14 protein-coding genes are annotated in these 13,431 nt (G+C 62.9%); 5 read left to right on the top strand and 9 right to left on the bottom strand.

The window, feature by feature from the left end; translation table 11 throughout:
• Positions 1 to 317: 317 nt before the first annotated feature.
• Both X907_RS13800 and X907_RS13795 read left to right on the top strand, forming a co-directional pair.
• Positions 318 to 1,532 carry a hypothetical protein gene (locus X907_RS13800; RefSeq protein ID WP_127568976.1) on the top strand — a complete coding sequence of 405 codons (1,215 nt, stop codon included), beginning with the start codon at positions 318 to 320 and terminating at the stop codon, positions 1,530 to 1,532.
• A 118-nt stretch (positions 1,533 to 1,650) separates the two neighbouring features.
• Complete coding sequence (locus X907_RS13795; RefSeq protein WP_170175579.1) at positions 1,651 to 2,028, top strand: BLUF domain-containing protein; 378 nt, start codon at positions 1,651 to 1,653, stop codon at positions 2,026 to 2,028.
• Here X907_RS13795 and sucD read toward each other — a convergent pair.
• The 9 genes from sucD to X907_RS13750 all read right to left on the bottom strand — a co-directional run bounded on the left by sucD (position 2,025) and on the right by X907_RS13750 (position 8,391).
• Positions 2,025 to 2,933 (bottom strand): succinate--CoA ligase subunit alpha, encoded by a 909-nt coding sequence (sucD, locus tag X907_RS13790; protein ID WP_127568972.1) that lies wholly within the window; start codon positions 2,931 to 2,933, stop codon positions 2,025 to 2,027. The two genes, X907_RS13795 and sucD, sit on opposite strands and share 4 nt — an antisense overlap.
• A gap of 16 nt (positions 2,934 to 2,949) precedes the next feature.
• Positions 2,950 to 3,369 (bottom strand): PIN domain-containing protein, encoded by a 420-nt coding sequence (locus tag X907_RS13785; RefSeq protein WP_170175578.1) that lies wholly within the window; start codon positions 3,367 to 3,369, stop codon positions 2,950 to 2,952.
• On the bottom strand, positions 3,350 to 3,634 hold the full coding sequence (locus X907_RS13780; RefSeq protein ID WP_127568968.1) for a DUF6364 family protein: 285 nt from the start codon (positions 3,632 to 3,634) through the stop codon (positions 3,350 to 3,352). Before X907_RS13780 ends, X907_RS13785 begins: the two co-directional genes overlap by 20 nt.
• Positions 3,635 to 3,705: 71 nt before the next feature.
• On the bottom strand, positions 3,706 to 4,899 hold the full coding sequence (gene sucC, locus X907_RS13775) for an ADP-forming succinate--CoA ligase subunit beta (RefSeq protein WP_127568966.1): 1,194 nt from the start codon (positions 4,897 to 4,899) through the stop codon (positions 3,706 to 3,708).
• Positions 4,900 to 5,025: 126 nt separating this feature from the next.
• On the bottom strand, positions 5,026 to 5,298 hold the full coding sequence (locus tag X907_RS13770; RefSeq protein ID WP_127568964.1) for a hypothetical protein: 273 nt from the start codon (positions 5,296 to 5,298) through the stop codon (positions 5,026 to 5,028).
• A complete protein-coding gene (locus X907_RS13765) occupies positions 5,298 to 6,557 on the bottom strand; it encodes an MFS transporter (protein ID WP_127568962.1) in 1,260 nt (419 codons plus the stop codon). The genes X907_RS13770 and X907_RS13765 overlap by 1 nt, the downstream gene beginning before the upstream one ends.
• A gap of 107 nt (positions 6,558 to 6,664) precedes the next feature.
• On the bottom strand, positions 6,665 to 7,285 hold the full coding sequence (locus tag X907_RS13760; RefSeq protein ID WP_127568960.1) for a CPBP family intramembrane glutamic endopeptidase: 621 nt from the start codon (positions 7,283 to 7,285) through the stop codon (positions 6,665 to 6,667).
• Positions 7,286 to 7,367: 82 nt separating this feature from the next.
• Positions 7,368 to 7,922: a hypothetical protein gene (locus X907_RS13755; RefSeq protein ID WP_127568958.1), complete on the bottom strand. Its 555-nt coding sequence runs from the start codon at positions 7,920 to 7,922 to the stop codon at positions 7,368 to 7,370.
• Between the two features lie 169 nt (positions 7,923 to 8,091).
• Positions 8,092 to 8,391 carry a hypothetical protein gene (locus tag X907_RS13750; protein ID WP_127568956.1) on the bottom strand — a complete coding sequence of 100 codons (300 nt, stop codon included), beginning with the start codon at positions 8,389 to 8,391 and terminating at the stop codon, positions 8,092 to 8,094.
• A 264-nt stretch (positions 8,392 to 8,655) separates the two neighbouring features.
• Here X907_RS13750 and X907_RS13745 point away from each other — a divergent pair, with 264 nt between their 5' ends.
• The 3 genes from X907_RS13745 to X907_RS13735 all read left to right on the top strand — a co-directional run bounded on the left by X907_RS13745 (position 8,656) and on the right by X907_RS13735 (position 13,420).
• On the top strand, positions 8,656 to 8,868 hold the full coding sequence (locus X907_RS13745; protein ID WP_127568954.1) for a cold-shock protein: 213 nt from the start codon (positions 8,656 to 8,658) through the stop codon (positions 8,866 to 8,868).
• Between the two features lie 225 nt (positions 8,869 to 9,093).
• The gene (locus X907_RS13740) at positions 9,094 to 11,319 is read left to right on the top strand and encodes a M3 family metallopeptidase (protein WP_127568952.1); all 2,226 of its coding nucleotides are present in this window, start codon (positions 9,094 to 9,096) and stop codon (positions 11,317 to 11,319) included.
• A gap of 139 nt (positions 11,320 to 11,458) precedes the next feature.
• Positions 11,459 to 13,420 (top strand): calcineurin-like phosphoesterase C-terminal domain-containing protein, encoded by a 1,962-nt coding sequence (locus X907_RS13735; protein WP_127568950.1) that lies wholly within the window; start codon positions 11,459 to 11,461, stop codon positions 13,418 to 13,420.
• The last annotated feature ends 11 nt before the right edge of the window (positions 13,421 to 13,431 follow it).

The raw sequence follows: 13,431 nt of genomic DNA, 5'->3' as shown, positions 1-13,431 counted from the left end.
AGGGCAGGTTATCGTGAGCGCCAGGGTGGCGCCGGGTTGCATATTCGACACTTATGCCTCTCCGGCGCAAAAGAGAAGCCCAAATGGGTGCAAAACGGCTCCCTGAACGGTAACCCGCACGAACGGGCGTGCTATTTGGGTGCGAACAGGCCGGATAACGCAAATTTGCGGCGGCCAGCCGCCTGCAACACCGCGCCCGGTCCTTAATCGAAAGCGAACCTTAACCAGGAATTCATCGCGCCATTGATCTGAGGCGGCCGTTCGCGTCAGCTGATGGTCCGGGCGGAATATAATCAGCAGCCCGCCCATTTCGTACCATGAGTACACTGTCGCTGCTCGCGCAGTACCGGGACTCGCTCAAAGGGGCGACCCATCTGGAGACCACCCAGCTCCAGCTGATCAATCTCGACCTGCTCAAGGCCCGCTATCAGGAACGATGGCCCAAGGTGCGCTCGCGCATTTTCGATACGTGCGAACAATTCATCCAGAAGCGTGTGGGGCCGGATGATGTAGTGCTGCGTGCCAATAACGGGTTTGTGGTTTTGCCCGGCCGGTCGCGCGCGGAGTCTGCTGAAGCCTTCACCGCCCGCATCGAGCTTGAGCTGAAAGCGTTTTTCCTCGGAACGGACTATCTCAAGGAGCTGGGTGTAGAGACCGATACGGTCCAGATTGCTGTTGCCGAACTGTTCGGGGCGTTGCAATCGCCCCAGCTCGACAAGGCTGCGTCCGCTCACGAGGACGCCGCCGCCAGCGCAGGCAATAATGCGGCCCCGCTAAACTTCTCACGCTTCACCCTGAGGTTCGAGCCGTTCCTGGCGGTTGCCAGCGGCTATGTCGCCATGCACCGCGCCCAGCCGGTGGGACGCATGGATGAAACCGGCCCGCTGGTGCGCGGCTATCTGCTCTGCCCCGCATCGGGCGGTCACGCCCTGCGCATGGAGTTTGACAGGGAGGTGATCGTTCAGGCTGCCGAGCACTGGGAGGCAGCGACCGGGCGTTACGCTGCCGGTGTTCTGGCTGTTCCGGTGCATTTTGAAACGCTGTCGGCGGTGAAGTATCGCCTGCCTTACATGGCCAGCTTCAACGCACTGGGCGATCGCACGCGCACAGGCCTGATACTGAATATTACCGGCCTGCCCATGGACGCCCCATCGGGGATCATCACAGAGATTTGCCGCATCGCCGGAACACTGACCCGCCGCGTCATGGTTCAGATTGACCCGCGCTCAGTACGTGTTGACAGGTTTGATGATGCGCAAGTGAGCATTTTCTCGATGCCGTCGCCGCCTGTCGCGGCCTTGCAGTGCCAGAACGGGCAGATCGTGACACTGGCCGGGCGCCTGGCGCGCGGTGGCCGGATGCTGGCAATCGAGGGGTGCGACCGGCCCGGACAGTTCGCCGCCAGCTTGCCGCTCCGGCCAAACTATGTGACCGGCATGGCCATCGGCCCTGATGTCGAGGACGTGCCCGCGCCCTACCGGCTGAACCCGGCCGGGAATCCGACCAAACCCGTGCTGGAAAGGCTGGCATGATGACGCGGACACTGAATCTGGGCCGAGGCCGCAAACCTGCAAGCGGCACGCCGCTGATACGCCTCGTTTATCTGTCTGTATGCGCAATCCCCGCGGCAAGGGGCATTTCCGCGCAGAGATGGCCGATATTATCTATGCGTGCGAACGCAATAACACGCCGTCCAGCATAACCGGCGTTCTCGTTCATGACCGGGGCCGGTTCATCCAGCTGCTGGAAGGGCCGGAAGATGCGGTAGACTGCCTGTTTGCGCGAATCCGCAGCGATAGCCGGCACACCCGTGTGGCCGTGTTGCTGCGTGAACCATGCCTCGAGCGGCTGGTGGCGGACTGGTCAATGGCGTTCCTGAACGCCGGCGACGCGCCATTGCGTGATGACGCAGCAAGCGACTGGCAGGACATCAGCCAGGAAATGCTCATCGCGCGCCTCTTACAGGCACGTGATGAGCTTTCCGTGATGCGATTGCCGCTGGCTGTCTGGCGGAAAACGCCCGCTTAACCCTTAAGCGCTTCGACCAGCGTCTTGCCGAGGCGCGCCGGGCTGTCGGAGACGACGATCCCGGCCGATTTCATCGCCTCGATCTTGCTTTCTGCATCGCCCTTGCCGCCAGCGACGATCGCGCCGGCATGGCCCATGGTCCGGCCCTTGGGAGCGGTGCGTCCGGCAATGAAGCCTGCCATCGGCTTTTTACGGCCCTTCTTCGCTTCATCGCGCAGGAACTGGGCCGCTTCTTCTTCGGCCGAGCCGCCAATCTCGCCGATCATGATGATCGATTTGGTCTCGTCATCGGCCAGGAACATCTCCAGCACGTCGATGAACTCGGTGCCCTTCACCGGATCGCCGCCAATGCCGACCGCTGTCGTCTGGCCGAGACCTTCAGCGGTCGTCTGGAACACGGCTTCATAGGTGAGCGTGCCGGAACGCGAGACCACGCCCACAGAGCCCTTCTTGAAGATGGAGCCCGGCATGATGCCGATCTTGCACTCTTCCGGCGTCAGCACGCCGGGGCAATTCGGCCCGAGAAGGCGGGAGTTCGATTTTTCGAGGCGGGCTTTCACCTTGACCATGTCCATGACCGGAATGCCTTCGGTGATGCACACGATCAGCTCGATGCCGGCATCAATGGCTTCGATGATGGCAGCGCCAGCGCCCGCAGGCGGGACATAGACCACAGAGGCGGTTGCGCCGGTGCGCTCCTTGCCTTCGGCGACAGAGGCAAAGATCGGCAGCGAGGCTGCGCCATCCATGCCGCTGGTCCAGCTTTCACCGCCCTTATTGGGGTGGATACCGCCGACCATTTTGGTGCCGAAATAGGCCAGAGCCTGTTCGGTGTGGAATGTGCCGGTCTTGCCGGTCAGGCCCTGGACGAGAACCTTCGTGTCTTTGTTTACCAGTACGGACATGGGGAGAACCTTTTGTCTAAGCGAGGAAGTCTTCGATGAAGGGATTGCAGACCGTCACGGGGCCATACGCCTGCCCGTGATTGAGGTCTTCGGAATACACCAGAGACAGTCCGGCCTTCCCGGCCGCTTGCAGGATCAGACCGTCCCAATGGGAAATATCGAAGCGGTGGGCGGTGTCTATGGCAGAGATGACGTCTTCGGGGCCGGGCACGACAACTGTTTCGTCCCTTAGCGTGTGTACCCAGTCTGCAGCCTCCTGGGGCGCATAGCCGAGTTTCCGGCGCAAGACGGAATATACCTCCATCAACACCTGTGTGGAGACGGTCACGTCCCGGTTGAGGAGCAGGCTACGCGCCATATCGCGCCGCTCGGGAGCTTCGCAATCTGTGTCAGCGGCGTAGACGATAAGATTGGTGTCAAAGAAGGCCGCGCTCACGCATGACCTCCTCGTAGAAGTCCTCACGGTTGAAAACGGGCTTTTCGCCGCTCACCTGCCGCGCGCGCCGCTGGGAATTCTGGTCAGATGCCTTGAACCGGCCGTTCCACTTTTCCATGCGGGCGGCTTGCGAGGCTTCGCGCTTCACCTCGCGCTCCAGAAACTCGCGCACCATCGCGTTGACGCTGGTGCGCCGTATCGCGGCGATAATCCGCGCCCGGTCGAGAAGCTCATCCTCGATGGCCAGTGTGAGATTCTTGGTCACAGCGACGGCGCTCCACGTATCCTGTGCTACACAGAATACGTGGAAATGGTGCTCAGTTCAAGAAGGGGGCGTTACCCCTGCACCGCCTTGACGATTTTCTGCGCGGCATCGTCGAGATCGTCGGCGGAGGTGATGTCCAGCCCGCTCTCATTGAGGATTTTCTTGCCAAGGTCGACATTGGTGCCTTCAAGGCGCACCACCAGCGGCACTTTCAGGCCCACTTCCTTCACGGCGGCGACCACGCCTTCCGCGATCACGTCGCAGCGCATGATGCCGCCAAAGATGTTCACCAGAATGCCTTTGACGTTCTTGTCGGCGGTGATGATCTTGAAGGCGTGGGTGACTTTTTCCTTTGATGCGCCGCCGCCCACATCGAGGAAGTTTGCCGGCTCGGCGCCATAGAGCTTGATGATGTCCATCGTCGCCATGGCAAGGCCTGCGCCGTTGACCATGCAGCCGATATTGCCGTCGAGCGCGACATAGGCGAGGTCGTATTTGGACGCCTCGATTTCCTTCTCGTCCTCTTCGGTGAGGTCGCGAAGCGCGCGAATATCGTCGTGGCGGAAAAGCGCATTGCCGTCGAACGACACCTTGGCGTCGAGAACACGCAGATGCCCGTCCTTCATCACGATGAGCGGGTTCACTTCCAGAAGGCTCATATCCTTCTCGGTAAAGGCCCGGTAGAGGATGGGGGCAAGCGACAGCATGTCCTCGCGCGCAGCGCCTTTGAGCTCCAGCGCATCGGCGATTTTGCCGGCATCGCCAGAGGTCACGCCCGTTTCCGGGTCGATATTGATGGTGAGGATTTTTTCCGGTGTCTCTTCGGCAACCGCTTCAATATCCATGCCGCCTTCTGTGGAGACCACGAAGGCCACACGGCCGGTATCGCGGTTGACCAGAAGCGAGAGGTAAAGCTCGGTCTCGATATCGGCCCCGTCCTCGATATAGAGCCGGTTGACCTGCTTGCCGGCCGGGCCGGTCTGGTGGGTGACGAGCGTGTTGCCGAGCATGTCTTTGGCGTGGGCGATCACTTCGTCACGGCTGAAGGCGAGGCGCACGCCGCCCTTGGCATCGCTGGGGAGTTCCTTGAACTTGCCCTTGCCCCGGCCACCGGCATGGATCTGCGATTTCACCACCCAGAGCGGCCCGGGCAGCTTGTCGGCGGCAGCGCCTGCCTCGTCAGCGGAAAAAATGGCAACGCCGTCGGCGACGGGGGCGCCAAAGGCTTTCAGGACGGCCTTGGCCTGATGCTCGTGGATGTTCATGGGGCAGCACTCACCTTGTTACCGGGAGGAACGCACCGGCGAAGCGGCACGTCGCAGGAGAAGAGTCGCGTCGGCTTATACCATTGCCTTGCCGCAGTGCAACGCGAGGCATGTAGGCTATCGCGGTTACCGCCCAGTCAGGCGCAATCCCGTCACGCAGGCAGCCCAGGCAATGCCGGCGCCCAGCCCCGCCACCAGAAGCGGGATAGCCAGCGGAGAGACCTCGCCCGGGCCCTGTGCCAGCATGAGGAATACGATCTGGCCGGTGAGCAGGGGGATGCCCGTGCCCACCAGAAGCCAGCCAATCCAGGTCAAAAATGCCAGGGCGTTCAGGCGCTGCCGCAGGCTGAATGCGGCCGCCACCCCCACCACCGTGCCCAGAAAAATCGCGATCAGCACTAGATGTCCTCCGCACGCCGGGGTGCGCCCTCGGTTTCGGGCGCGTCGATCTCGGCCAGCTCGGCTGATGTCGCCATCAGGTTGATGAAGGGCTCGCGTTCCTCCTCGGGTACGGCCACGCGAGCCCGCGAGCGCAGAAGCGCAAACACGCACAAGGCCAGATTGCCGGCCACCCCGACCAGGAAGAGGCCGCGGCTTGCCAGCGGGCTCTCATAGGCGAAACCGGCAATCAGCGGCCCCACCATGGATCCGGCGGCCCATAGCAGCAGGACACCGGAGGCGATGGCTGGCAGTTCGTCCGCCTTGGCACGGTCGGCGGCGTGGGCGACGGCAACGCCGTAATAGCACAGGCTTGCCGCGCCCCAGGCGCCTGCCAGAACCGCGCCCCAGAGGAGACCCGGGGCCGTGAAAAGCGCAAGAGCGCCCGCCATGAGGGATGCCAGGCCTGCGCTGACGGCGATGACGAGGCGGCGGTCGAGCTTGTCGGAGATGCGCCCTACCGGCCACTGGACCACCATGGAGGCGCCATAGATCACGGCCATGACCAAGGCGGCTGCGCCTGTGGCGCGGGCGGGATCAAGGCTGTCGGCCCAGATGGGTACAAACGCCAGAAGGCCGGAATTGACCAGCCCGGCGGCAAAGGCGGCCACTGCGGCGGTTGGCGCTATGGCGAACACGCGCCAGGGCGGGGCCCGCTCGCCGTCGGGAATCGAGGGCTGGGCGCGCCTTGTGACAGTCATAGGCACCAGCGCCAGCGCCAGGAATATCCCGGCCACGATGAAGCTCTGGGTCAGTTCAAGGCCTGACAGGGCGATGATGAACGGGCCGAGGATCAATCCGGCCCGGCCCACGATCTGATAAGCGGAAATGACTGCGCCGCGCCGCTGGGACGGGGTTGCATCGGCGATCCAGCTCTCCGCGACGGCAAACAGGCCTGCGGTACACACACCAAATCCGAACCGGGCTGCCAGCCACCAGATGACATGGGATTCCAGCGCCAGAAGCAGTATCAGCGCAGCCGACAGCCCCGCAAAAGCGGCATAGGCGCGAATGTGGCCGATGCGGCGGATCGAGCCGGGCGCGATCCATGCCCCGGCCATGAAGCCTGCCCCGTAAGCGGCGGCCACCAGGCCGATGGTCGATCCTGACCACCCGGCCGCCGCCATCGCCAGCGGCAGCGACACGCCCAGCACCCCGACAGAAATCTGGAGCAGCATGGCGCCGCCGAGCACAGCACCGACATTTCTGTAAATCAGCATGGTTGTAGCAGTCCGGGGGCGTATGAAGCGAAAGATTGGCCAGTTGCCAACTCATCATGCCCGCCCGTCCGGTTCAAGGCTGGGCACGCAGGGTGGCCCCTTGCAGGCTAGAGAAACGCCAGTGCGGGATAGGCAATCGCGTTCGAGAGGCCATGCATCAGCCAGCCCGGCGCAATTGAGCCACCAGCCCGCTTTTCGTTGATCCACGCCATCACCCAGCCGCCCGTGAAGCCGACGCCCGTCAGGGCCGCCGCGAGGACCGGATCAAAAGCAGGTCCGCCTGGTGCCACAAAGATCAGAAGGTGGATCGAGGCGAAGATCAGGGCGTGGATTGTGTTGCCCGCACCAAAGCCCAGCCATGCGATCAGCCGCTTGGCGATCAGGCCCCGGAACAGGATCTCCTCCGAACCTGATGTCTTGAGGAAGGCGATGATGAGGATGATGGCGATGGTTTCGGGTGTCATGCCCAGCGCCTGAACCCGCCCGGTAACCGTATCAGGGCCGGTGGCAGCATCCGCCAGGCCCGGCAGCATGAACATGGCAATGGTAAGCGGGGCAAATATCAGCGCGGCAACCAGTGCCAGCCCCATTGCCTGGACAGGCGCGCCGTAAAGACCGGAAAACTTTAGAAACCCTGAGCGCTTGCGCGCAAATATCAGCCAGACCAGAAAGACAAGCAGCATTGCCAACGCAATCTGGACGCCAGCATTGATAAGCTCCTGAACCATCCCAGTCTCTCCTGTCCTTATAGAGACCGTGGAGTGCTTCTGGTGGTTTGGAAAGTTAAATGCAGTACAGACTGGACGAGGCCTACCCCATCCGGGTCAGACGCGCAGCGCCCCAGTCAATCGAGAGCGGTCCGGCTCCGCGCAAGGCAAGATAGAGGCCGAGCGCGCCAGCGATCAGGGCAAAGCTCCACCCTTGCGGTTCGATGGCGATGGCGAAGAAGACCGCACACAGCAATATGCCAAGTCCGGCAAACCGGGTGAGAAACCCGGCCAGCAGGATTACCGGCAGAAGCGTGCCCCACAAGACCAGCTGAAATGCGATGGCCTGTGCATCGGCCAGGCCCGTAAACCAGACCGAGGCGGCGGTTACAAGGCCGGGGTCGGGCTGGAACCAGCCCCGCCATTCCCCCCAGTCCCGCACGGGCAAGGCGTTGGCCCTCGCCCAGCTCCACAAGGCTGCCGCCAGCCCTAGGCGGACCGCAAGGCCGACAATCGCATCAATGGGCGTGCTGCCATGCCGGCGCGGGGGCGGGCAGGGCGGACACCATGAATCCATGAGATGAGCGCCCGGCCCCGCTGCTTCGCCAGCGGTATCGGCATAAAGGCTCACAAATCGTGTGGTGCGTTGATCGCGCATCCATCCCCCCATTGGCGCCGATCATAATGCCCGGCGCATGCAGAGCAATGAAAACCCCTCTGCGCGAACGGCGCCGAGGGGCGGGTATGGCTTTGGCGCAACGCCGCCGCGTCTATCCAAAGGCGACCGTGTGCATGAGCCAGCTGACATCAGATCTTGAAGGCTCGTCCTAGCGCTTTCGCCAGAGGATGAGGGCGCATACGCCGATCACGGCGATAATGGCGAGAAGCTCCAGAATGGATGCGCCAAACAGGCGCGGCTCTGCCAGCGGACCCAGCCGCGCGACAAGCCCGCCCACGCCGCGCGCGGTCTCTTCACCGCGAAAGCCCGCTGCAACGGCCAGCGCCACCAGAACCAGGGCCACCAGAACGGCCAGCCGCATGGTGCCGCCCGGATCGCCGGAGGCATTCTGGCGGGCACGCTCCGCGCGGGCGCGATGGGTGCGGGAGAGGAAAGGGCGGCGGCTCATGCCCCCAAGCTAGCATCCCTGCAGCCCGGTTCAACGCGGAAGCGCTTTTCGCCTTGTCTTGCCGGGCGGGCGATTTTACGGCATAACAGAGCGGCACGGGCGGCCGTTTCGGCCCGGCGGAATACTGGAAGACCCCGCGTGATACAACGCCTACCCCTTCAGCCTTCCCCGCATTGCAAGTCCGTTCGCCGCGACCGGGACGCCGGACGCGACTGAACTCTTGCGCCGGACGCGGCGCAATACTACGGGAAAGGTTACCCCGAAATGACGACCGGAACTGTCAAATTCTTCAACACCACCAAAGGCTTCGGCTTCATCACCCCGGATGATGGCGGCAAGGATGTGTTCGTACACATCACCGCTGTCCAGGCTGCCGGCCTGACGGGTCTCAACGATGGCCAGCGCGTGTCTTTCGAGACCGAGCCGGACACCCGCGGCAAAGGCCCCAAGGCGGTTGACCTGCAACTGGCCGACTAGCCCTTTGCGGTTCGCTTCCTGATCAGAAGCGCGCCATGGATACACAGAAGGCGCGGAAGGGATCCCTTCCGCGCCTTTTTGTATCCCGCGCGGGCATGTAATAGTATTACGGAATCACACCTTCGTGCGCGAACAGCGCCGATGGCTTTAAATGTCGGCGCGCAACGCTAGGATGCCACCCGATTTTCTGAACTCAAGCCCACTAACAATACCAAAGGTGAGGATATGATTGATCGTCTGATGTACGGTGCAGCTGCTGCGGCCCTGGTGCTGGCTGCCTGCGAAGAGCAGCCTGCCGCGCCCGCACCGGAAGAGACTGGCACAAGCGAAACCGAAACGGCCGCTGAGCAAGAGACGGCGGCCGGTTCGGCTGACATGCTGGCGGCACAGGGCGGCGCACTGGCCGCACTCGACAACAACCCGTTCGGCGAAGAGTGGACGGAGAATTTCGGCGCGCCACCGCTCGACCGCATCACCGAAGCGCATTTCATGCCGGCTTTCGAGGCGGCGATGGCTGACCATTCGGCTGAAGTTGCGGCGATTGCCAATAATCCTGAAGCGCCGACGTTTGAAAACACGCTTCTGGCCATGGAGATGGCGGGCAGCGGCCTGAGCCGCGTCGGGGCGGTGTTCGGCAATCTGACCAGCTCGGCCTCGAATGATGAGCTGCGCGCCATTCAGCGGGAGGTCAGCCCGATGCTGGCCCGCCACAGCGCATCGATCACGCTCAATGCAGACCTGTTTGCCCGCATCGACACGCTCTACCAGAACCGCGCCGATCTGGATCTGACCGGCCAGCAGGCCCGGCTTCTGGAAGTCTATCACGACAATTTCGTCCGCGCCGGCGCCCAGCTGACCGAGGAGGAGCGTGAGCGCTTTGCAGAGATCCGTTCCGAGCTCGCGACGCTCTACACCCAGTTCTCCCAGAACGAGCTCGGCGACCGGGAAGCCTGGTATATGGAACTGCCGGAAAGCGCGCTGGAAAACCTGCCTTCGTCCATGGTCAGCGCTGCCCGCGCTGCCGCCCGCGCGCGGGACATGGACGGCCATATCATCACGCTGGACCGCTCCAGCGTGGAGCCTTTCCTGGAGACCTCGCCGGATCGCGAGCTTCGCGAACGTGCCTGGCGCGGTTTCTATAATCGCGGCAATAACGACAATGAGTTCAACAACAACCAGCTGATCCGCGATATTCTGGCTCTGCGTCAGGAGCAGGCGCAAATGCTCGGCTTTGAAAGCTGGGCCCACTACCGCACCGGCGGCACGATGGCCGAAACGCCTGAAGCGGCGATTGACCTGATGGAACAGGTCTGGTGGCCGGCCCGCCAGCGCGCGCTGGAAGAGCTGGCTGACATCCAGGCCATGATCGATGCCGCAGGCGGCGATTATGAAGCCGAGGGCTGGGACTGGCGCTATTACACCCAGCGCGTGCGTGAGGAGCGCTACAGCATCGATCCGTCTGAAGTGGCCCAGTATCTTGAGCTGGACCGGATGATCGACGCGATGTTCTACACCTCCGAGCGCCTGTTCGGCGTGACCTTCCATGAACGTCACGACATCCCCGTCTATCACCCCGATGTGCGGGTGTGGGAAGTCCACAATGCAGGCGGCGAGACCATCGCCCTGTTCTACGGCGATTATTTCGCCCGACCGGGCAAGCGCTCCGGCGCATGGATGAGCAGCTTCCGGGCCCAGAACGGGGTTACGGGCGATATCCCGCTCATCCTCAATAACTGCAATTACAACAAGCCCGATGAGGGCGAGCCAGCCCTGATCAGCTTCATCGATGCGTCCACGCTCTTCCACGAGCTGGGTCATGGCCTGCATGGCATTCTCTCGAACACGGACTATCCGTCGCTGGCGGGCACCTCCGTGGACCGCGATTTCGTGGAATTCCCTGCGCAGATCCTCGAGCACTGGCTGGCCCAGCCGGAAATCCTCGAGACCTACGCAACCCACCATGAGACCGGCGAGCCGATGCCGCGCGAACTGCTGGAGCGGGTACTCGAAGCCCAGACCTTCAATGCCGGGTTCGAGAATGTCGAATTCCTCAATTCCGGGTTTGTCGACATGGCCTTCCACCTGGAAGAAAACCCGTCGGAGATCGATGTGGAGGCTTTTGAAGCCGAGGTGCTGGAAAGCCGTCAGAATCTGCGCCAGATCCCGATGCGCCACCGCTCGGCCCACTTCCTGCACAGCTTCTCCGGCGAGGGCTATGCGGCGGGTTATTACAGCTATCTGTGGGCGGGCGTGCTCGATAATGACGGCTTTGCCGCCTTTGAAGAGGCCGGTGACATCTTCGATCCGGAAACCGCGCAGCGCCTCTACGAGGTCTTCTCCGGCGGCAATACGCGTCCGGCCATGGAGATGTATACCGGTTTCCGCGGGCGTGAGCCTTCGGTGGAGCCGCTGCTCCGCAACCGGGGCCTGCTGACCGAAGTCGAGGGCTAGACCCGCGACTGCGTAGTGAATGAGAAGGGCGCGCTTCATGCCGGAGCGCGCCCTTTTCTTTTCCACCCGTTTTCACACAACTGACAAACGCCCCGCCTAGATAGTTACGTCGCTCGTCTGCTCAGGAAGGATCTGCTCCATGTTCCGCCATGCCCGTTTCGGTCTTGCCCTCTTCGCCCTTGCCGCCCTGCCGGCAACCGCGCTGGCCGACGCGCCCTGGATTGCGTCTCCTGAAGTGATTGAGGGCGCGTCTGACGGCTTTGTGCGCGGTGTCGTGTTCGAGGACCTCAATGGCGACGGCGTCTATCAGCGCACTGAGCCGGGCGTGCAGCACGTCCTGGTGTCCAACGGGCGGGATGTGACGGTGACGAACCGGGTGGGGGCCTACACCCTGCCGGTGCGAGAGGATATGGACCTCTTCGTCATCCAGCCTTCGGGCTTCCGCGTGCCGGTCAATGAGCGCCAGGTCCCGCAGTTTTCCCATACCCACAAGCCGGGCGGTACGCCCGAGGCTCTTCGCTATGGCGGCCTGCCGGACACGGGCGCTGCCCCCCGGGCGGTCAATTTCCCGCTGCGCCGGGTGGAAGGTGATGATGCTTTCACGTGTGCGATTATTGGCGACAGCCAGACCTATTCCAATTTCGAGATCAGCCAGCTGCGTGACAGCGCGATTGCCGACCTTGTTGCCAGCGGCCTCTCCGGCAATGACTGCATGCTTTATCTGGGCGATGTGGTGGGCGACGATCTTGATCTGCTGACGCGGGTCTTTGAGGTCGGATCAGCCGTTGGCGTGCCGCAATGGGCGCTGCCGGGCAATCACGATCTCGATCTGGACGCCCGGTCTCATGCCAACTCGGTCGACACATGGCGCAGGCTTTATGGCCCTGCCTATTATGCCTTCGAGATTGGCGAGGTCAGCTTCATCGTCCTCAACAATATCTACTTCCCTTGCGGGATTGAGGATGCGGACGTGCCGGGCCGCGAGTTCTGCACCGAGAGCGAGCGCGCCCGCTATAATGCGCGTGTTGACAATGTGCAGATGGAATGGCTGGCAAACCTTCTTGAGCATATCGATGAAGACCGGCTGATCGTGATCGCCCACCACGCGCCATTTGTGAGCTTTGTGGACGCAGCGAGCCCCGTTCACCAGACAGACAATGCTGCGGCCATATACGCGCTGCTGGAGGGCCGTGAGGCGCTGTCCCTGTCGGGTCATACCCATACCACCGAGAACCATTCTCCCGGCCAGTATTTTGAAGGCTGGCAGGAAAGCGTGGGCGTCGGCCCGCTGCCCTTCCGCCATATCATTGCCGGGGCGGCATCAGGAAACTGGTGGCAGGGTGATTTCAATCTCGATGGTGATGCGCAGGCCTTGCAGCGCATGGGCGCGCCCAAGGGCGTGCTGATGATCGACTTTGCGGGCACCAGCTATCAGGAGCGCTATGTGGGCTCCCGGCTCGGTGAAGAGCGTGGCCAATGGGTCGATTTCAACACGCCCGCCTTCCGCAGCTGGTTTGATGTGCTCAATGCCTGGCGCGGCGAACCCTGGCAGGAGCGCGACCCGGTCCCGCCCGTTTCCATCAATGATTTGCCGGATACGCGCATCCTCACCCGCCAGGATCTGGCCGAAGGCACGTATCTCACCGCCAATGTGTGGAATGGTGCGGCGGAAACCCTTGTCGAGGCGCGCATTCATAACGGTCCGGCCTTCGCGCTGGAGCGCACGCAGGAAGGCGCGGGCGAGGCGGTGCGTATCGGCGCGATGTTTGCCGACCCGTTCGCCGTGCAGCGCCAGGCGAGTGTCGGGCGCTATGCGGTCGAGAGCCGGTCGGGCGAGGAACGCAATCAGGGCTTTGAAGCCTTTCAGGGGCGCAGCTTCCGTGGAACACCCCAGCCGCAAAGCTCGCTGGCTGACCGCAACATGCATCTGTGGACAGCGCGCCTGCCTGCCGATCTGGCCGAAGGTGTTCACCGCCTGACAGTCACCAGCACGGACCGGCACGGGCGCAGCTATAGCGATACGATTGTGTTCGAGGTGCGCGGGGAACGGCCGCCTGCCCGCTTCCGCACCGATGTGTGGGAGGCGGGGGCGGCCAACTGACCGGGCACACC

The organism is Glycocaulis alkaliphilus (assembly GCF_004000605.1).
GTDB classification, from domain to species: Bacteria; Pseudomonadota; Alphaproteobacteria; order Caulobacterales; family Maricaulaceae; genus Glycocaulis; species Glycocaulis alkaliphilus.
The sequence above is the reverse complement of the archived record's forward strand: the minus strand, read 5'-3'. Positions and strand labels throughout refer to the sequence as shown.